Below are 18617 nucleotides of genomic sequence, written 5' to 3'. Positions count from 1 at the left end.
GCTTCCCGATGAAAGGTTTTTCAGCGGGAAAGGTTATTAGTGGGATGCGGGAGCCGCGCTTTCGCCGCCATGCCCATTTTCCTGCATCATCGGTTCTTCCATCGCCGGTTCATCGGTGCCTTGGAAGGTGATGCGAGCCTCGGTCACGCCTTCCGGCGGATTCAGGACTTCCGTCGTGTAGCGTACGGTCTCCCCAGGCAGGATATCCGGCTTGTCCGCGAGGAAGGTCCAAACATGCAGTTCCTGCTCGTTCGTGTCGACCAGCGCGCCGCGCAGGGTCGGGATATCCGCCCGCTCCCCCAATTCCGATTTGATCTGTCCGGAAATGACGAGCTTCAGTCCCTTGTCGGTGCGTTCGGCCGTCGCCGTGTCGGGGGGCGGCAGAGCAAGACCGTGGCCCAGCATGTTCGGTGTGATACCGACCCAGCTATAGACCTTCGCGATCGGCGGATACGCCTGCACGATATCCTTTTGGAAGATGAACCCGGCGGCACCGGTCGCGACCAGCAGCACGGCCAGGATTACCCAGGCCATGACCGGGGATTTCTTTTCGACCTTCGGCTTGCGCTGACGCAGCACGAAATCGCCGTCGGATGGAATGGGCGGCGGCGACGCCAGGGGCGGGTCGCCCGGATCGGCGTCATAGCCCCCTGCGGGTGGGCCGGGCGGCGGAGGGGGGGGCGGCGAATCAGCCATATCCATGCCGTCGTCATCCGGGGGCGCGGCCTTAGCCGGCGCCGACCGTTGCGCGGCGGGTTTGGGTGCGGCCGGTTTTGGCGGCGGCGGCGGTGCCGCGGCCATATCGTCATCGGCCCCTTCCGGCATCGCATGCCAGACATGGGCGCAGTTACGGCACTTCACCTTGCGCCCGTTCAGACCGATGGCATCGTCCTTAACGCGAAACTTGGTGGCGCAGTTCGGGCAGGTGAGAATCATACGGGTTGCCGCAATGTCGTTACCGGTATCGGAATATTGCTTACGCTGTTTCCGATCATGTGCAGATTTCGTCGATTCGCGCAACTTTGCCAGTGCTTTCCCAGGCGGATTGAAAAGCGGCGGCGTCGGTGTTCGGCGGCTTTGCGTTTAGGGGCAACGCATGCCATTGTCTCGCCGATTCCGCGCCCTGAAAGCGGCCCATTTTCGCGCCGGTTTCGGCGGTATACGCTGTTGGGGTGCGATCGGGCGGAACAGGCTGAATGAGACCTTTCGAGTGATACGGTTCGAAAATGTCGGCATGCGATATGGGACGGGGCCGGAAGTGCTCCGTGACGTTTCGTTTGATTTGCCGGACGGATCCTTTCACTTCCTGACCGGGGCCAGCGGCGCTGGGAAGTCGTCCCTGTTGCGCCTGATGTATCTGGCGCAACGGCCGAGCCGCGGGCTGATCAGTATTTTCGACCGGGACCTGTCGACCATTCCGCGCAAGGAACTGCCGATGCTGCGGCGAAAAATCGGCGTCGTGTATCAGGACTTCCGGTTGCTCGATCACCTGACGACATTCGAAAACGTCGCCCTGCCGTTGAAGGTAAAGGGGGCGTCGGAAGGGGTAGTCCGCAAACATGTCGGGGAATTGCTGGCCTGGGTCGGGCTGAACGATCAGGCCCATGCCCGTCCCGCGACCCTGTCCGGCGGCCAGCAGCAGCGCGCGGCCATTGCGCGCGCCGTGGTGACGCGGCCGCAAATCCTGCTGGCGGACGAACCGACGGGGAATGTCGACGATGCCTATGCCGTGCGCCTGCTGTTCCTGCTTCAGGAATTGCACCGGCAGGGCACGACCGTGGTAATCGCCACCCATAACCACGCGCTGATCGAACGATTCCGTCATCCGGTCCTGCATCTGGAAGACGGCATCCTGTCGCGCGTCGGGGAGGATCCGGTCTACGATGGCTAAATCCCCGCAAGCCAAAAATGCCCCTGCGAAGCGGCGCACATCGGATATCCCCTTCGGTCATGACCCCGCGTCCCGGCTGTTGCCCTGGGTCGTCGCGGTCATGGTCTATATCGCCGGTCTGTCGATTGCCGGTGCACTGGTTCTTTCGGCGTTTGCCGACCGCTGGGAATCCGGGCTGATCGGCGCGATGACGGTGCAGATTCCACCGCCGGCCGACGATGCGATCGACACGGATTATCAGGACGGCCTCGTTCGTAAGGCGGTTGCGGCCATTCTGGAAACGCCGGGCGTGGAAAAGGCCGAACCGCTGGCGACGGAAGAAATGCGACGGTTGCTGGAACCCTGGCTGGGCAAATCCATCGATCCGCGCGACTTGCCGTTGCCGTCTTTGATTTCCGTCGAATTCAAGGATGGTCTGACGGCTGGGGATCTCGACCTTCGCGATTTGCAGCGCCGGGTGGACGCCGTCGCGCCGGGGGCTATTTTGGACGATCACGGCCAGTGGCAAGCGCGGCTGGTCAGCTTCCTGGAATCCCTGCGGCTGGTCGCGGCGGTTTTGGTTGCTATCGTAACCCTGGCGGGATTGATCATGGTGATTTTCGCGGTGCGCGGCGGTTTGCTAGCCCATCGGCAGACCATCGAATTGCTGCATCTCGTCGGCGCGGTCGACGGCTATATCGCCGCGCAATTCCAACGCGAAGCGATGAAAGCAGGGTTCAAGGGCGGCCTTCTGGGACTTACGGCGACGGCCGCGACGGTCGTCGGGTTAGGCCATGGCGCGGCATCGACCGGCGCGGTCCTGCCCGGGGTTGCGGTGTTGGACCCGACGGATTGGGTCATCCTATGCCTGCTGCCGGTGGCGACGGCGTTGATTTCCGTGGCGGCGGCCCGCGTTACCGTGCTGCGCGCCCTGGCGAAGATGGTCTAGGCCATGGCGAGCGGTCTCGGAAAGCCGAAGCGCAAGCGGCACGGTCTCGCCCTGATCGTCGCGCTGGCGGCGGCAGCCTGGGCCGTCGGCTTCGTCATCTTCGCCGAAACGATTCCGGAAACGACGCCCCCCGCAACGGCGAAGACCGACGTGATCGTCGTGCTGACGGGCGGGTCCCTGCGGCTGGAGGCCGGGCTGGCCTTGCTGGAACAGGGGGCGGCGAAGAAATTGTTCGTATCCGGGGTGCATCGCGGCGTGGATGTCGAAGAACTGCTGCGCCTCCAGAAACGCTCCCCCGACCGTCTGCAATGCTGCATCGTGCTGGGGCACGACGCGGCGGATACGATCGGCAATGCGGAGGAAACGGCGGCCTGGCTGAAGCAGCAGAACGTAAAATCCATCCGTCTCGTCACGGCGGGATATCATATGCCGCGCAGCATGCTGGAATTCCGGTCGGCCATGCCGGACCTTATCATCCTGCCGCATCCGGTGTCGCCGGATCATGTGAAGCATGAAATCTGGTACCGTTATCCCGGTACGGCATTGCTGATCGCCGGGGAATATACGAAGTTTCTTCTGGCCTGGGCGCGGCATGCGGCCCAATCGCTGATATCGGATATTGTCTAAGATGACGTTGCTGCGGTCGCTCTTGTTCGGTGTGTTCTTTTACGGCGGGATCGTCGTCTTGGGGACGCTGTATCTGCCGTTGCTGATTCTGCCGCGTAAGGTCGGGATGCCGTTCTTCCTGTTCTTCGTCGATTACAGCATGGCCTGTATGCGGCTCCTGACCGGCATGACCTATCGCGTTCATATGGCGGACGGGGCAAGCCTGCCCGAGGGGGCCGCGATCTATGCCGCAAAGCATCAATCGGCCTGGGAAACCATCGCCTTCAATCGCGTCATTCCCGGCGCGGTTTTTGTGTTGAAACGCGAATTGCTGCGCGTGCCGTTCTTCGGCTGGTATCTGTGGAAGGCGGGGCATATCGCGGTGAACCGATCCGCCGGGGCGTCGGCGATGCGCGCTATGGTATCCGCCGGTAAGGAGGTCATCGACCGCGGCGGAAATATCGTGATCTATCCGCAGGGCACGCGCGTCGCCCCCGGCGTCGATGCGCCCTATCATCCGGGTGTCTTCGCCCTCTACAAGGCGCTGAACCTGCCGGTCGTGCCGGTGGCGTTGGACTCGGGGCGGCTGTGGCGGCGTAACGGGATCATCAAGCGGGCCGGGGTCGTCACGGTATCGATCCTGCCCACGATCGAACCCGGCCTGGACCGCAAGACATTCATGGAACGGTTGGAATCCTCAATTGAAGCGGAAGTTATGCGCCTGGACCGGTCGAACGATGCCGGTCCGCGCTGATCGGAACCAATGCGTGAGGCTTGGCGGCCTGTGGATAACTTTGTGGAGAGCTCGGCGCCGTTGACGCGATCCCAGAAGGTTACCGGAATCAGATACTTACTTATTTCTGCCGCATTTTTGTAATCCAGTACCGCAAACTTAATTCCCCTGTAACAAAGAAAAAACGCGCCCCCGTCATGCTGGAATCTGTGACGATAGGTAAAAATTGTGGAAATCCGTATAGTTAGGCATCATGATTAGTGAAGGGTCGACGACCCAGTACACGCCTATCGAAAGGTAAGCGGTTGGAAACGGACGCTTTTTCACGCCGTATCTGGGACATGAAGTACCGCCTGAAACAGGCGGACGGCACCCCTGTGGACAAAACGCTTGACGATAGTTGGCAGAGGACGGCGCGCGCCCTGGCCAAGGCGGAACGCGATCCGTCCGTCTGGGAACCGCGTTTCCTGGCGGCGCTGGAGGGATTTCGGTTCCTGCCGGCCGGGCGCATCCTGGCGGGGGCGGGCACCGACCGCGACGTGACCCTGTTCAACTGCTTCGTCATGGGGGAAATTCCGGACAGCATTACGGGAATATTCGATTCGCTGAAGGAAGCCGCGCAGACGCTGCAGCAGGGTGGCGGGATCGGTTACGATTTTTCCACCATCCGCCCGAAAGGCGCCACGGTGCAGGGGGTCGGCGCGGATGCGTCGGGGCCGCTGTCCTTCATGGATGTCTGGGACGCCATGTGCCGCACGATCATGAGCGCGGGGTCCCGCCGGGGCGCGATGATGGGAACGATGCGCTGCGACCACCCGGATATCGAGGCCTTTGTCGATGCAAAGTCGGAATTCGGCAGGCTGACGAATTTCAATATGTCTGTATTGGCGACGGATGCCTTCATGGACGCCGTCGCGGAAGGCGGTGATTGGGATCTGACCTTCGGCGGCAAGGTTTATCGCACGGTCAAGGCGCGGGCGTTGTGGGATCGGATCATGACGTCGACCTACGACCATGCCGAGCCGGGTGTGATCTTCATCGACCGAATCAATGCCCGAAACAATTTGCATTATTGCGAAACGATTCAGGCGACCAATCCTTGCGGGGAACAACCGCTGCCGCCCTATGGCGCGTGCCTGCTGGGCTCCATCAATCTGGCGAAACTGGTGCATAATCCGTTTACGGAAGCTGCGGTACTGGACCAGGACGCGTTGGCCGAACTGGTCGCCGTGGCCGTGCGCATGATGGACAATGTCGTGGACCTGTCGCGCTTTCCGCTGGATGCGCAACGACAGGAAGCCCTCGCGAAGCGGCGTATCGGGTTGGGCGTCACGGGATTGGCCGACGCCTTCCTGATGTGCCGGGTCCGATACGGCAGCGCGGAATCCGTCGATCTGACGGAAACATGGCTGCGGGCGGTGCGCGATGCGGCCTATCGGGCTTCCATCGAGTTGGCGTCCGAAAAGGGGGCCTTCCCGCTGTTCGACGCCGATCCCTATCTGGCGGGGGAAACGATTCAGACCTTGCCGGAAGATATCCGCAAGGACATCGGACGTTACGGTATCCGCAACGCACTGGTGACCTCCATCGCGCCGACGGGGACGATCTCGTTGGTGGCGGAAAACGTTTCGTCGGGTATTGAACCGGTATTCTCCTTCCGGGCGCAGCGTAAGGTCCTGGCGCCGGACGGCACCCGCGAGACGCATGACGTGGTCGACTACGCCTACCGTCTCTACCGCGAGATTTTCGGGGAGGAGAGTGAGCTTCCCGACTATTTCGTCGACGCCCAGGCTCTGGCCCCCGACGATCATCTGGCGATCCAGGCAGCGGCCCAGCGCTATATCGACAGTTCGATTTCCAAGACCATCAACCTGCCGGAAGATACGAGCTTCGAGGCCTTCAAGGATGTCTATACCCGCGCCTATGCGATGGGCTGCAAGGGCTGCACGACCTACCGCCCCAATCCGGTCACCGGATCGGTGTTGAGCGTGTCGGAACCGCCCGCGACGACCGCGCCGCCCAAACCGGAATCGCCCAGCGAGGACGCGGAAATCTTCTATATGTCCCAGCCGTTGGACCGCCCGGGCGCGCTGGAAGGCCTGACCTACAAGCTGCGTTGGCCGGAAAGCGATCACGCGACCTATATCACCATCAACGACGTGATCGACACGTCGGGTCGGCGGCGTCCGTTCGAGGTCTTCATCAATTCCAAGAATATGGAACACTATGCCTGGACCGTGGCACTGACCCGGATGATCAGCGCGGTGTTCCGGCGTGGCGGCGACGTTTCCTTCGTCGTCGACGAATTGAAGGCTGTATTCGACCCGCGCGGCGGCTATTGGGTGGAAGGACGTTACGTCCCGTCGATCCTGGCCGCCATCGGGGAGGTGATCGAACGCCATATGGTGGAAATCGGCTTTCTGGAAGGCGACCCGGCGGGGGAAGACGACGATGCAGCGTCGTCTCGCGCCATCGCCGCCAATCCGTCCGTCCGTCGGGCATCTTGCCCGAAATGCGGCTATCCCAGCCTGGTGAAGAAGGAAGGCTGCGACAGTTGCGATAATTGCGGCTGGTCCCGCTGCGGCTGACCCTTTCCGTCCCGTCCTACATCAGGAGGTCGGGCAGGGTCAGCGACAGGGCGGGAATGGCGACCAGCAGGGCGATCCGAACCAAATCCGCCAACAGGAATGGAACGACGCCGCGGGCCACGGTCTCGAATTTCAAATCGGGCGTGCTGGCGGCGATAACGAAAAGGTTCATGCCCAAGGGCGGCGTGATCAGCCCGATTTCGACGACGGAGACGACCAAAACGCCGAACCAGATCGGATCGTAGCCCAGCGACGTGACCAGCGGAAAGACGATGGGCAGCGTGATGAGCATCATCGAGAGGCTGTCCAGGAAGCATCCCAGGATGACATAGGCGATCAGAATCATCACGATTACGCCGATCGGCGGTAGGCCCATTTCCCCGATCCAGTCGACCAGCACGCGCGGCAGGCCGGACGTTTCGATGAAGAACTGAAGGATCGACGTCCCGACCAGGATCATGAACAGCATGCCGGTCGTGCTGGCCGTTTCGATCAGCGCTTCACGGGTGATGGTCCAGGTCAGGACACGCTTGAAGGCCGCCAGACCGATGGCGCCGAACGCGCCGACCCCGGCCGCTTCCGTGGGTGAGAAGAACCCCAGATAGATGCCCCCCATGACCATGCCGAACAGGACGGCGACCGGCCACATCTGCCGCACGGCGACGATCTGCTGGCGGAAAGTGGCCTTGGGCATGGAGGGGGCGCTGTCGGGGCGCAGTCGTACGATCAGCGATGTGGTCGCGATATACAGGGCGGCGGCAAGAATGCCCGGAATCAATCCGGCCAGGAACATGCGGCCGATGGATTGTTCGGTCAGCAGGGCATAGATCACCATGATGATCGACGGCGGGATCAGAATGCCCAGCGTTCCGCCCGCCGCCAAGGCGCCGGATGTCAGGCGACGGTCGTAGCCGATTTGCGTCATTTCCGGGATGGCGACACGGGCCATGGTGGCGGCGGTCGCGAGACTGGACCCGCAGACGGACCCGAAAATCGCGCAGGCCCCGATGGTCGCCGATGCAAGGCCGCCGCGCCAGTGACCGATCAGGGATTGAAGCGAACGGTATAGGGTGGACGACAGACCGGCGCGCGAGGCGAAGGCCCCCATCATCACAAAAAGGGGAATGACGGACAGCGCATAGGACGAGGTTGTCGTGAACGGTTGAGAGCCGAGAACGAACCCGACGCTGAACCAGCCGTTCAGGACGATGCCGCCGACGATGCCGACGGCGCCCATGGCGATGGCGACGGGAACGCGCAATCCGATCAGGAGGAGAAGCGCCAGAATTCCGATCACGCCGATAATGGGCGGGGTCATTGTGCGTCTCCATTCTTACCGCTCGCATGGCGGTACAAAAGCCAGAAATTCGTAAGTGCGGCGACGATCACACCGAACACGAGAGGAAGCCAATACACGACCATGGGAATACCGATGGACTGGCTGCGGTCGCCATATCCCCATTCCGTAATCATCTGATTGAATCCGAACCAGCCGATGGCGGACAGCAAGACCGTGCCCAGAAAGGCGGAAAAGACCGCACAGGCACGCTGCCCTCCCGGCGATAGGCGGGAAACGAAAACGTCGATCGCGACATGTTCCCCCTGCACAAATCCATAGGGGATCGCCAGCAACGCGCCGATCATCGTGCACAGGGTCACGATATCGGTCAGACCGGGGACGGTATGTTCGCTGACGGATCGCAGTGCGATATCGACGACGGTCAACGCCACGGCGACCAGAAAGGCAAGAGTTCCCGCCAAGGCAAGAACGGTCGTAAAACGCTTCATCTCGATCACTCCCGGTACGGACGCGGACGGCGCACCGCCCGCGTCTCGTTCCGATACTTCAACAAGCCGCTGTTATTTGCAGTTGTCGACCGCTTTCAGGATATCGGCATACAAGGCCTTGGCCTCGGCAGTGTCGATATCTTCGTTTTCAGCGAGGTATTTGTCGACCACCGGGGCCAGCCGCTCCCGCCAGGCGTCGCGTTCTTCCTGGCTCATCGTGATGATTTCGTTACCGTTGGCCTTTGCCGCCTCGATCGCCGTCTGATCGGTTTCATGCCACCAACGGCCCCAGTTGCTGAACACGTCAGCGCTGGTTTCGTCGATAATGGCCTTCAGATCGTCGGGCAGGGAATCGTATTTGGCTTGGTTCATCAGCGTATACATCGATACCGGGTTGATGCCCGCATCGATGTGATACTTCAACACTTCCCACAATTTGAACGCACCGACCGGGCCCCAGGGCATGATGTTTCCGTCAATGACTCCGCGTTCGACGCTTTCGTAAATTTCCGTGGGCGGCATGCCGACCGGCGTTGCCCCGATATATTCCAGCATCGCGGTAATCGCCGGGGTGGGGGTGCGGATGCGCAGGCCTTTGAGATCGTCCAGGGTGGCGACCTTGGTATTCGTGTGCGCGCCGCTCGGCTCCGTCACCGTCAGGTTCAGGATATGTGTGTCGGGGAAGTCGGACTGGAACTCGTCCTTCATCGCCATCAGGGCGCAGGTTCCGACCTCGGAATTCGGAACGACGAAGGGCAGTTCCGACAGGACGATACGCGGATGGCGGCCGCGCGGAATAGCCGGGATACCGACCGCGAAGTCCACGACACCGGCACGAACCTGGTCGAACTGCTTGGTCGCGTTGCCAAGGGCGGATCCCGCCGGGAAGAAGGTAATGCTGATCCGGCCTTCCGATTTTTCCTCGATCTGCTTCGCCCAGGGCTCCAACGCCATCGTCTGGATGAAATGCGTCGACGGGAACATCGTCGAGATTTTCAGGTCATAGTCGGCGGCATTGGCTTGGATCGCCAGCCCGCCCAGTGAAATGCCGGCAAGGGCCAGCGACAGTTTCTTCAACACCATGATATTCCTCCCATTTGGTTGTTTGCTTGTTTGTTATCGCCCCGCCGTCATGCGGCGGTGGACCAGTCGACCAGTTTCGACTTGTAGTCCGTGCGCGGCAGGGTGCCAGCCGGTACCAGCGTGACGCCCACGGTGACGATCAACGTCTCCCGCACCTTTTTGCCGATTGCCTCGGCCAATTCCGGGGTCGCCTCCACCCCTTCCGCCAGTTCCACCGTGAGCGGCAGCGGCGGCTGTTGTTTCGGTCCCTTCACCGTCGGGCGCAGGGCGATGACGCCCGTGACCTTCGGGGCGAAACTGTTTACGACCTCGCGCAGGGCGGTTGGGAACAGGTTGACGCCGCGCACGATCAACATGTCGTCGGTGCGCCCGATGCATCGGACCCGCGGCGCGTGACGTCCGCAGGAACATGTGCCGACGCTGACCTTCACATGATCGCGGCTGCGGAAGCGCAACAGCGGTGCCGCGCGATGGCGCAGATGGGTATAGACCAGTTCCCCTTCCGCCCCGTCCTCGATGGCCACCGGCGCGCCGGTCTGCGGGTCGATCAATTCGAAATGGATGATGCCGCCGCCATTGAAATGCATGCCTTTCTGCGCTTCGCATTCGCCCCAAAGGGATACCGCGATGTCGCCGATTCCCATGGCCTCGGTGATCTTTGCGTTCCAGGCGTCCTCCAGCTGGGCGCGCATGGCGGGTTCGCCGCCGCCCGGTTCGCCCGCGACCATGATCCGTTTGACGGTGGAATTGCGGATATCGATGCCCCGTGCCTCCGCCCATTCGGCCAAGTACAGGGCGTAGGACGGCGTGACGACCATCGCGGTCGGCTTCAAAAGCTGGACCGCCGTCATCAGGCGTTCGGTATTCCCGGTTCCGACCGGGATGTGACACAGACCCAGCCGCGTGAAGGCGTCGAGGGCCGCCCCGGCGACGAAGGGACCGGCGTTATAGGTCGTCACGACCCGCTCGCCCTTAACAATGCCGGACGCGCTGTAGGACCGGGACGAAATCGTGATCCAGTTTTCCAGGTCTTCCGCCGTCAGCGGAATGTAGCTGGGCGTTCCCGTCGTGCCGGATGTCGAAAAGACGCGGATCACCTGATCCATCGACACGGCCATATGGGTGCCGACCGGGTGGTCCGCGTCGCGCGTCTTGCGCAGGTCGTCCTTCTCCGTGAAGGGCAGGGCCGCGATATTCTCAATCCCGCCGACATCGGCAGGGGTAGCGAAACCGGCGTCGCGCAGCTTGTCCCGATAGAAGGCGGAATTCGCGAACAGATAGTCGATCTGCGATCGGAACAGGGCGTCGTCGCCGTTGACCCGGAACGTCCCCTGGGAACCGTCACTCATGATTATTCTTCCTCCACACTGTAACGAATGGCGGCCTCTGCGTGGCCGGCCATGAGAAAACCGATGGGCCGTTCCTGCTCTTCGGCAAGATGGGCCAGAAGGCTGGCGGTGCGGGCGAGGATCGGGATCGCCTTCAGCATCGCCGCCGGAAAGTCGAGGTCGAGCAGGACCGCCGCGATGGTCATGGACACATTCATCGGCAGCGGTTTGCCCCAAATCTCGGGAATGACGGATTCCGAGGCGCGGGCGAGGGCCGAATGCGGACCGGCGACGCCGCGTTCCTCCGCCAGTTCCAGGATACGTTGGGCGCGGGGATCGACCGGCTTGTGCAGCGGATGGCCGAATCCGGGGGCGGGTTGCCGCGCGGCGCGCAGGGCTTCCGCTTCCCGGCGCAAGACGATTTCCGGCGCGACGCCTTCCGTCTCGGCGCATGCCAAAACGTGCTTCAGAAAATCGCCGCAGCTTTGTGTCGTGCCCAGGATGACCGACCCGCAGCCCAGGATGCCGGCCGCTACCGCGCCCTGGATGGCATCCGGGTCCGCGGCCAATGTCATGCGCGCGGCCTGATTTGTGGGGACGAGGCCATGTTCGGCAATGGCCACCAGCACCAGATCGAGGAAGAAGCGCTGCTCGTCGGACGGCTCTTGCCCGGTCAGCAGCAGATAGAAGTAATCGGTGAATCCCACGCGCCCCATAAGGTCGGAACACAAGTCGTGTCCCCGGACCGTCAGGCTGTTTGCATCTGCGGTGCTGATCGATGTCACCGCGTCGCCGGATTTCCCGATTATCATTTTGTCCTCCCTTAATGCCGAACAAGATTGTCGAACAATATTGTTGTTGTCAACGCTGGAAAGCGCATCTAGGATTCCGAGTATCTGGACAGGTCTGAAACCAACGGCGGACGTAAATGCCACGACAACATGGAGAGCGCGGCGACGGCATCGTCGAACACCTTCGCGACGGGGTGCGTCGGGGCCGCTACGTGCCTGGGCAGCGTCTGATCGAAGCCGATATGACCGCGGAACTGGGCGTGAGCCGGGGTCTCCTGCGGGAGGCGTTTCGCCGTTTGGCGGCGGAAGGCTTGATCGAAATCGTCCCGAACCGGGGCGCGCTGGTCCGTCGCCTATCGTTGCAGGACGCGCTGGAACTTTTTGAAATTCGCCTGGAATTGGAAGCGCTGGCCGCGCGCCGCGCCGCGTCCGCACCGGAGGCCGCGCGGCGACAGTTCATCAAGGACGTATCCTATATCTGGGACAACCAGCCGCGCGTTTCGGCCTCGGCCTATATCAGCGAGAACCAGAACTTCCACGCCGCGATCTTCACGCTTGCGGGCAGCGGCCAACTGATCCAGTTGAACACTCAATTGCAGCTATCCCTGATCATGGCGCAGATCAGTCCGTCCCTGACGGCGGAGGTCATTGCCCAGTCGATCCAGGAACACCGCGCGATAGCGGAGGCGATTGAAAACGGCGATCCGGTTGCGGCGGATGCGGCGAGTCGTGCCCATTTGGGGCGCGCGCGGGACATGGTGGTGAAGATGCCGTCCGATGTCTTCCGTCAAAGCCTGCATGGCGACGTGGAGACGGTTTCCTGATTCACCGTCAGCCGTAGACGACCTTCGTCAGATACAAGCCTTGCGGCGGGGCGGTTGGCCCGGCGGCGGCGCGGCTTTTCGCGGCGAGGATTCGGTCGATATCGTCCGGCGTCCATTTCCCGCGCCCGACATATTCCAAGGTCCCCGCGAAGTTCCGGATTTGGTGGTGCAGGAAGCTGCGTGCCTCCGCCACGATGTGGATTTCGTCGGCGACGCGCGACACATCCAGCCGGTCCAGGGTCTTCACCGGACTGTCTGCCTGACATTCGGTCGCGCGGAAGGACGTGAAATCGTGTTTCCCGATCAGGCGTTGGGCGGCAGCATGCATCGCGTCGGCGTCCAGGTTCCGCGCGACATGCCAAACGCGGCCCCTTTCCAGCACCGGGCGGGCCCGGCGGTTCAGAATGCGATACAGATAGGCGCGGCCGGTCGCGGAAAAGCGGGCGTGGAAGTCTTCGGACACGGCCTCCGCCGACAGGACGGATATCGGATTGTCTTGCAGGTGGTGGTTGATCGCGTCGCGGACGGTCTTGGGCGTCGCGGGATAGTGTATATCGACATGGGCGACCTGTCCCATGGCATGGACGCCGGTATCCGTGCGCCCGGCGCCCTGGACCAGCGTCTCCTCCCCGCAAAAGGCGGTGACGGCGGTTTCCAGGGCTTCCTGGACGGACGGGCCGTTGGGCTGTCTTTGCCAGCCGACGAACGGCCCGCCGTCATATTCGATTGTCAGTTTCCAGCGCTGCATGTCCGGGATGTAGCCGAACGCCCCGTGAAGGGAAAGCGCCGAAAGGCCCGACCGATCAGTTGGACATGTTCATCTGATGCTTCTGCTGGCCTTTTCCGCCACCCATGGCACCGACGTCCAGGACGGGAATATCGACCGCGATTTCTCCGGCTTTGTCGAAGACCAGGGTGATGTGAACGGTTTCGCCTTCGACCAGCGGGGCCTTCAGACCCATGAACATGACGTGGTAGCCGCCGGGCTGCAGCATGACGGTTTCACCTGCGGGAACCGGGATGCCGTCTTCAACGCGCATCATGGTCATGGCGCCGTCTTTCATGACATGCGTATGCAGTTCGATGCGGGCGGCGGCATCGCCCCGCGCGTCGATAAGGACATCGTCCATATCCCCATTGTTGGTGATGGTCATGAAGGCGCCCCCGGCCTTCGCCATCGGGCTGGCGCTGGCGCGGGCGAAGGGGGCGTCGATCATGATCGTGTGATCGTGGGCTGCCGCAGGATTGACGGCGGCAAGGGAGATAAGCGCGGCGACCGCGGCGAAAAGCGTCGTGAAGGATTTCATCTGTCTGTCCTTTGTTTGAAATAAGATATGTCGGTTTCAAACGGACGGACGCGGTGGCCCTCTGGCGAAATTGGTGACGTCGGATGCCGAAACCGGCCGCTCGACCCGGCTTTCGAAGGCCATATAGGCCGCGTGCCGGACCGGCGCTTGTTCCAGTCGGATATTCGGCGCGGTCCAGGACAGGACGCAGCATCCGCCCGGCATCGCGCAGGCATGGGGGATCGTCTTTTCCGGCGCACTCGTCCCGGCGAAGCAGATCGACAGGGATGGAACCGAGCCGCCGCCGGACAGATCCGCCGCGACGGCCCCGGCAAGCGGCATCGTGAATTGAAGAAGCAGCGCGAAAAGCGCCAAACCACGCGCCAGCGCGGCCACTCCCCCCAATCCACGAAAGTGTCTCACCCGGTTGCCATCCTTTTGACGCCGACTATGACATGCCGATCAGGTCGGTGTCGAACGGCGTTGTCTGATACGCGTCGTTGATCCAGTTCCCGATGAACAAATGCGCATGCCCCCGCCACGTATTCGGCGGGTCGCGCGACGGATCGTTTTCCGGGAAATAGTATTTCGGCGGTTCGATGGGAAGTCCTTGATCCACGTCACGCTGATATTCGTCGCGCAGGGTCCAGGCGTCGTATTCCAGGTGGTTCAGCATATAGATATGCCGTTTCGCCTTGTCCTGGACCAGACACACGCCTGCCTCGTCGGACTCGATCAGGACTTCCAGTCCCGGCACCTTTTCCACATCCGCGCGTCGCGTTTCCGTGTGCCGCGATACCGGGATCGCCAGCTCGTCGGAAAATCCGCGCAACAGGCTGGCCGTGCGGTCCAGCACGCGGTGCGGATAGACGCCGAACATTTTTTCCGGCAATTCGTGCTTCGGCACGCGGTGGAAGTGATGCAGCGCGGCCTGTGCGCCCCAGCAGATATCCAGCGTCGAATGGACATGGGTCAGCGTCCAGTCCATCACCATTTCAAGCTCCTGCCAGTACAGGACCTTTTCGAAGGGCAGGGTTTCGACCGGCGCGCCGGTGACGATAAAGCCGTCGAATTTCTGCGATTTCACTTCGTCCCAGGTACGGTAGAAGGTCGACAAATGATGCGCCGACACATTCGTCGGGACATAGCTGCCGGTCGTCACCAGGGTCAGTTCGATCTGTAGCGGTGTCGCGCCGATCAAGCGCGCCAACTGGGTTTCGGTCTTCTGTTTCTGCGGCATCAGATTCAACAGACCGATCCGCATCGGACGGATATCCTGACGCACGGCATCGGCTTCCGACATGACCATCAGGCCTTCGCGTTCCAGTTCAACACGGGCGGGCAGGTCGTTCGGAATCTTGATCGGCATCGCGGATACTCTTCACTATACGGTTCGTCGTTGAGGTCCGGGCGGACCCCTCGGAGACGGTGATTTAATACCCTGAACCCTATTTTTCCACAAAAATATCGTGAATTAGGGCGAGAAGGCATATTGGCGATTTGCTTTGCTTTCGCCAACCTTGCACGCTAGGTGCTGTACGCGGAATTCCGACTTCGGATAACGACTGGCCGGGAAAGGCCTGCACTGGGGGAGATTTCTGAACGATGTCGAAACCGACGCTCGATGAACTGCGCCAGCAGATCGACTCGATCGACGATCAGATTCACGACCTGATTCTGAAACGTTGGGACGTTGTCCAACATGTCGCCGCCGCGAAGGGCAAGGCGGTAAGCTTCCCCGTGCGTCCGACGCGCGAGGCATCGATGCTGCGCCGTTTGGCGGAACGGCACCGGGGACCGTTCCCGTTCTCCGCCCTAGCGCGCATGTGGCATGAGATGATCGCCGCCTTCACCATGTTGCAGGCAGACTATTCCGTCGCGGTCTTCGCCAATGGCGACGAACACACCCTGTGGGATCTCGCCCGCGATCAGTTCGGCAGTCAGGTGCCGATGACCGCCTATCCGACGGTCCGGGATACGTTGGCGCAGGTGTTCGAAAACCGGCACCAGATCGCCGTTCTACCGGCACCGCGCGAAAGCGATGACGATCCCTGGTGGGTGAAACTGTCCGGGGCGAATGCGCCGAAGGTCATTATGCGCATGCCTTTCGCCGGGGTCGGCAGTGTACGCGGCCAGATGCAGGACGCGCTGGCGGTGGCGCGCCTGAAACTGGAACCGACGGGCAGCGACCGCACCCTGTTGTTGATCGAAACCAAGGAACCGCTGTCCCGCACCGGGCTGAACGCGATCCTGCAGCGGGCGAAACTGCATCCGCTGTTCACCGCATCCGCCCCGCAGGAGGAAAGCTGGGTTCATCTGGTCGAACTGGGCAATTTCGTCGAGGAAAAAGACGAACGCCTGGAATTGATCGAGGTACGCGACGCGGTGGTCCGCGTCGAAGTTGTCGGCGGTTATGCCGAGGTGTTGGGACCCGACCGCGTGTCGGCCCCGATAGCAGGAGTTACCGAAGAATGAGTGGCCAAGGTACCCGTAACAGCCCGCTGGTCCTGCGTCCCGGCATCGCTGAAGCGCCGATTTACGTTCCCGGCGCGCATGGCGACGAAAAAGACGGTGTTCCGCCGGCGGTTCTGTCGGCCAACGAAAACCCGCTGGGGCCAAGCCCGCAGGCGCTGGACGCCTATCGCGGATCGGCCGCGCTGGAACGCTATCCCGATGGTGGGGCGGAAAAGCTGCGCGCGGCGATCGGCGAGAAATTCGGCCTGGACCCGGCACGCATCGTTTGCGGCGCGGGGTCGGACGAGTTGATCACGCTGCTGATCCGCTGCTATGTCGGGCCGGGCGACGAGGTGCTGCAAAGCCAGCACGGATTCTTGATGTATGCGATTACCGCGAAAACCGTCGGCGCGTCGGCGGTGCTGGCGCCGGAAACACCGGACCTGTTGTGCGATGTCGATGCGATGCTCGCCGCCGTGACGGACAGGACGCGGATTTGCTTCGTCGCCAATCCGAACAATCCGACCGGCACGTATATTCCGGCATCCGAATTGCGGCGGCTGCGGGAGGGCCTGCGCGCCGACATCCTGCTGGCGGTCGATGCCGCCTATTCCGAATATGTGGATGCCGACGATTATTCCGACGGGGCGGATCTGGTCCGCGACTATGACAATGTCGTCATGCTGCGCACCTTCTCCAAGGCGTTCGGGCTGGCCGCCCTGCGCGTGGGGTGGTGTTATGCCCCTGCCGCGGTCGTGGATGCCTTGAACCGGGTGCGCAGCCCGTTCAATGTCAGTGTCCCGGCACAGGTCGCGGGTGTCGCGGCGCTGGGCGATGCGGCGCATTTGGACCGCAGCCTGCGGGAAAACAAGGAACAACGCGCGCGGTTGGTCGGTGCCCTGTCCCAATTGGGCCTGTCGATCACGCCGTCGGTCACCAATTTCCTGCTGGTGCATTTCGCCGATGCGACGTCGGCGTCCGCTGCCAATGCGCATCTGTCCGCAAAGGGGGTCATTGTCCGGTCCGTCGCCGCATACGGCTTGCCCGCAAGCCTGCGCATGACGGTGGGAACGGCGGAAGAAAATGACCGCCTGCTATCGGCGCTGACCGATTTCCTGGCTTGAGGGGATTAGTTCGCGGGCTCGTTCGCGGGGCTGGCGTTCAACGTATCCTCGCTGACCGTCGGTGGCGGTGCCAGCGTCGGAAAGGCGGGTTCCTGCGGGATCGGCGCGGCGGAGGCCGCCGGACCGGGGCGGCCGCCGAAGATCGGCGGTATTTCCGCAACGGCGACCGGCCCCAGCGACAGCAGACCGTCCTGAATGGAAACCGGTATTTTCACTTCCCCACCCGTCGATCCGCCGAGGCTCAAGAGGTTTACGCCGAGATCGATGGCGCGGCGCGCCTGCTTGTCGATCATGCCCGCCTGTTCGAATCGTCGGGCGGTTTCGGTGAGCCCGCGCGCGCGCAGGGAGAAGGAGGCCATCGGCCGCATTTCCGTGTCCAGCGTTACCGTGCCGTCGCCGCGCAGGTTCAGATCGCCCCAGACCGCGGCGATTTCGGTGACGTCAATCGCGCCCCCCCGGTCCCGCCATGCCGCGAGCCGAGTTTCCAACTCGTCGGACCCGTCATAGGGAAAGCTGCGGTCCAGTCGGAAGCCCAGTATGGCGGCGCTGATATGCTGCGGCAGTGTCGGAGGGATCCATGCGGGGAAATGCCCGTCGACCCCTTCCAGCCGGGCCAGATACCCGTCCGGTGTATCGATCCCGGTGAAGCCGAATTCACGGATTTCCACGCCCATCGGCCCGGAGACGCGACGGGTCAACAGCCGCAATGTCCGGTCGGTCAGACTGTAGTCCCCCAACAGTTCCCCCGCCGAAATCGGGCGTTCCGTCGATCCCGGAATGGCCTGCGCACTCGCTTGCACGGGGCCGACGGAATTCAACGTATATCGATCCGGCCGCCAGGTGGGGAAGGACACGACCAATTTCTCGCCTGAAAAATGCCAGGCGGCGTCCGGCGCGGTGGCCTGAAACCCCAGGACCGTCAGGGTTACGTTCAACGGATAGCCGGATAGGTCCGTGCGTTCGTAGGCGATGTCGAAGCCCCGAGCCCGTTGATCCGCGGTCCAGCCTTGCAGCAGATGCCGCGCGGTACTGGCGGAATAGTACCACCAGCCGCTCCATGCCGCGGCGAGAAGCAGCAGGGTTATGAGGATCGCAAGGGGAAGGCGTTTCGACATCATCGAAAGTGAGCCTATGAACCACCGGCGACCTTGGCAAGCATGCTCAAACCCGCCACTCTTCAAATAGTTGGAAAG

19 protein-coding genes are annotated in these 18617 nt (G+C 62.3%); 8 read left to right on the top strand and 11 right to left on the bottom strand.

The features are described from left to right. Window positions 1-36: 36 nt before the first annotated feature. Window positions 37-936 carry an MJ0042-type zinc finger domain-containing protein gene (locus tag HH303_RS03655; RefSeq protein ID WP_169623828.1) on the bottom strand — a complete coding sequence of 300 codons (900 nt, stop codon included), beginning with the start codon at window positions 934-936 and terminating at the stop codon, window positions 37-39. 274 nt (window positions 937-1210) lie between these two features. Between HH303_RS03655 and ftsE the strand changes: the two genes are divergently transcribed. From ftsE to HH303_RS03630, 5 genes are all read left to right on the top strand, one after another. After that, window positions 1211-1891, top strand: a complete 681-nt coding sequence (gene ftsE / locus HH303_RS03650; RefSeq protein WP_319637298.1) for a cell division ATP-binding protein FtsE — start codon at window positions 1211-1213, stop codon at window positions 1889-1891. Then, the gene (locus HH303_RS03645) at window positions 1884-2819 is read left to right on the top strand and encodes a cell division protein FtsX (RefSeq protein WP_169623826.1); all 936 of its coding nucleotides are present in this window, start codon (window positions 1884-1886) and stop codon (window positions 2817-2819) included. Before ftsE ends, HH303_RS03645 begins: the two co-directional genes overlap by 8 nt. A 3-nt stretch (window positions 2820-2822) precedes the next feature. After that, a complete protein-coding gene (locus HH303_RS03640) occupies window positions 2823-3446 on the top strand; it encodes a YdcF family protein (protein WP_169623825.1) in 624 nt (207 codons plus the stop codon). 1 nt (window position 3447) lies between these two features. Then, the gene (locus HH303_RS03635; RefSeq protein ID WP_169623824.1) at window positions 3448-4179 is read left to right on the top strand and encodes a lysophospholipid acyltransferase family protein; all 732 of its coding nucleotides are present in this window, start codon (window positions 3448-3450) and stop codon (window positions 4177-4179) included. A gap of 320 nt (window positions 4180-4499) precedes the next feature. Then, window positions 4500-6746: an adenosylcobalamin-dependent ribonucleoside-diphosphate reductase gene (locus tag HH303_RS03630; protein ID WP_169624165.1), complete on the top strand. Its 2247-nt coding sequence runs from the start codon at window positions 4500-4502 to the stop codon at window positions 6744-6746. A gap of 16 nt (window positions 6747-6762) precedes the next feature. Here the strand turns inward: HH303_RS03630 and HH303_RS03625 are convergent, their stop codons facing one another. The 5 genes from HH303_RS03625 to HH303_RS03605 form a co-directional block, all read right to left on the bottom strand. Beyond that, window positions 6763-8064, bottom strand: coding sequence for a TRAP transporter large permease (locus HH303_RS03625; protein ID WP_169623823.1), 1302 nt, complete (start codon window positions 8062-8064; stop codon window positions 6763-6765). After that, window positions 8061-8534, bottom strand: coding sequence for a TRAP transporter small permease (locus HH303_RS03620; RefSeq protein ID WP_169623822.1), 474 nt, complete (start codon window positions 8532-8534; stop codon window positions 8061-8063). The genes HH303_RS03625 and HH303_RS03620 overlap by 4 nt, the downstream gene beginning before the upstream one ends. 72 nt (window positions 8535-8606) lie before the next feature. After that, window positions 8607-9617 carry a TRAP transporter substrate-binding protein gene (locus tag HH303_RS03615; RefSeq protein WP_169623821.1) on the bottom strand — a complete coding sequence of 337 codons (1011 nt, stop codon included), beginning with the start codon at window positions 9615-9617 and terminating at the stop codon, window positions 8607-8609. 47 nt (window positions 9618-9664) lie between these two features. After that, window positions 9665-10966, bottom strand: a complete 1302-nt coding sequence (locus tag HH303_RS03610) for a phenylacetate--CoA ligase family protein (RefSeq protein WP_169623820.1) — start codon at window positions 10964-10966, stop codon at window positions 9665-9667. Between the two features lie 2 nt (window positions 10967-10968). Continuing rightward, window positions 10969-11757 carry a citryl-CoA lyase gene (locus HH303_RS03605; RefSeq protein ID WP_169623819.1) on the bottom strand — a complete coding sequence of 263 codons (789 nt, stop codon included), beginning with the start codon at window positions 11755-11757 and terminating at the stop codon, window positions 10969-10971. Between the two features lie 116 nt (window positions 11758-11873). On the opposite strand from HH303_RS03605, the gene HH303_RS03600 reads away from it, so the two are divergent. Continuing rightward, window positions 11874-12560 carry a GntR family transcriptional regulator gene (locus HH303_RS03600; protein ID WP_169623818.1) on the top strand — a complete coding sequence of 229 codons (687 nt, stop codon included), beginning with the start codon at window positions 11874-11876 and terminating at the stop codon, window positions 12558-12560. 7 nt (window positions 12561-12567) lie between these two features. On the opposite strand, the gene truA is transcribed toward HH303_RS03600, so the two are convergent. From truA to HH303_RS03580, 4 genes are read right to left on the bottom strand one after another with little or no spacing between them, the layout of a single operon-like run. Further along, on the bottom strand, window positions 12568-13308 hold the full coding sequence (truA, locus tag HH303_RS03595; protein ID WP_169623817.1) for a tRNA pseudouridine(38-40) synthase TruA: 741 nt from the start codon (window positions 13306-13308) through the stop codon (window positions 12568-12570). Between the two features lie 55 nt (window positions 13309-13363). Further along, on the bottom strand, window positions 13364-13867 hold the full coding sequence (locus HH303_RS03590) for a copper chaperone PCu(A)C (protein WP_169623816.1): 504 nt from the start codon (window positions 13865-13867) through the stop codon (window positions 13364-13366). A 36-nt stretch (window positions 13868-13903) separates the two neighbouring features. Continuing rightward, a complete protein-coding gene (locus tag HH303_RS03585) occupies window positions 13904-14269 on the bottom strand; it encodes a hypothetical protein (RefSeq protein WP_169623815.1) in 366 nt (121 codons plus the stop codon). 25 nt (window positions 14270-14294) lie between these two features. After that, window positions 14295-15215 (bottom strand): homoserine O-succinyltransferase, encoded by a 921-nt coding sequence (locus HH303_RS03580; protein WP_169623814.1) that lies wholly within the window; start codon window positions 15213-15215, stop codon window positions 14295-14297. 236 nt (window positions 15216-15451) lie between these two features. On the opposite strand from HH303_RS03580, the gene HH303_RS03575 reads away from it, so the two are divergent. Together HH303_RS03575 and hisC are read left to right on the top strand one after the other, a co-directional pair. Continuing rightward, window positions 15452-16321, top strand: coding sequence for a chorismate mutase (locus tag HH303_RS03575; protein WP_169623813.1), 870 nt, complete (start codon window positions 15452-15454; stop codon window positions 16319-16321). After that, entirely contained in the window at window positions 16318-17424 is a 1107-nt protein-coding gene (hisC, locus tag HH303_RS03570; protein WP_169623812.1) for a histidinol-phosphate transaminase, read from the top strand. The genes HH303_RS03575 and hisC overlap by 4 nt, the downstream gene beginning before the upstream one ends. Window positions 17425-17429: 5 nt before the next feature. Here the strand turns inward: hisC and HH303_RS03565 are convergent, their stop codons facing one another. Further along, complete coding sequence (locus tag HH303_RS03565) at window positions 17430-18542, bottom strand: DUF2125 domain-containing protein (protein ID WP_169623811.1); 1113 nt, start codon at window positions 18540-18542, stop codon at window positions 17430-17432. Window positions 18543-18617 lie beyond the last annotated feature (75 nt).

This window comes from Pacificispira spongiicola (assembly GCF_012926505.1).
GTDB lineage: Bacteria > Pseudomonadota > Alphaproteobacteria > UBA8366 > Aestuariispiraceae > Pacificispira > Pacificispira spongiicola.
This window is presented reverse-complemented; position numbering and strand designations above follow the sequence as displayed.

Bases quoted from the DNA above. Each gene is read 5' to 3' on its own strand.
- HH303_RS03640 (WP_169623825.1), top strand. From the start codon at position 2,823: ATGGCGAGCGGTCTCGGAAAGCCGAAGCGCAAGCGGCACGGTCTCGCC.
- hisC (WP_169623812.1), top strand. From the start codon at position 16,318: ATGAGTGGCCAAGGTACCCGTAACAGCCCGCTGGTCCTGCGTCCCGGC.
- HH303_RS03655 (WP_169623828.1), bottom strand. From the start codon at position 936: ATGATTCTCACCTGCCCGAACTGCGCCACCAAGTTTCGCGTTAAGGAC.
- HH303_RS03610 (WP_169623820.1), bottom strand. From the start codon at position 10,966: ATGAGTGACGGTTCCCAGGGGACGTTCCGGGTCAACGGCGACGACGCC.
- HH303_RS03605 (WP_169623819.1), bottom strand. From the start codon at position 11,757: ATGATAATCGGGAAATCCGGCGACGCGGTGACATCGATCAGCACCGCA.
- HH303_RS03565 (WP_169623811.1), bottom strand. From the start codon at position 18,542: ATGATGTCGAAACGCCTTCCCCTTGCGATCCTCATAACCCTGCTGCTT.
- truA (WP_169623817.1), bottom strand. From the start codon at position 13,308: ATGCAGCGCTGGAAACTGACAATCGAATATGACGGCGGGCCGTTCGTC.
- HH303_RS03645 (WP_169623826.1), top strand. From the start codon at position 1,884: ATGGCTAAATCCCCGCAAGCCAAAAATGCCCCTGCGAAGCGGCGCACA.
- HH303_RS03600 (WP_169623818.1), top strand. From the start codon at position 11,874: ATGCCACGACAACATGGAGAGCGCGGCGACGGCATCGTCGAACACCTT.
- HH303_RS03590 (WP_169623816.1), bottom strand. From the start codon at position 13,867: ATGAAATCCTTCACGACGCTTTTCGCCGCGGTCGCCGCGCTTATCTCC.
- HH303_RS03615 (WP_169623821.1), bottom strand. From the start codon at position 9,617: ATGGTGTTGAAGAAACTGTCGCTGGCCCTTGCCGGCATTTCACTGGGC.
- HH303_RS03580 (WP_169623814.1), bottom strand. From the start codon at position 15,215: ATGCCGATCAAGATTCCGAACGACCTGCCCGCCCGTGTTGAACTGGAA.
- HH303_RS03575 (WP_169623813.1), top strand. From the start codon at position 15,452: ATGTCGAAACCGACGCTCGATGAACTGCGCCAGCAGATCGACTCGATC.
- HH303_RS03620 (WP_169623822.1), bottom strand. From the start codon at position 8,534: ATGAAGCGTTTTACGACCGTTCTTGCCTTGGCGGGAACTCTTGCCTTT.
- HH303_RS03625 (WP_169623823.1), bottom strand. From the start codon at position 8,064: ATGACCCCGCCCATTATCGGCGTGATCGGAATTCTGGCGCTTCTCCTC.
- HH303_RS03630 (WP_169624165.1), top strand. From the start codon at position 4,500: ATGAAGTACCGCCTGAAACAGGCGGACGGCACCCCTGTGGACAAAACG.
- HH303_RS03635 (WP_169623824.1), top strand. From the start codon at position 3,448: ATGACGTTGCTGCGGTCGCTCTTGTTCGGTGTGTTCTTTTACGGCGGG.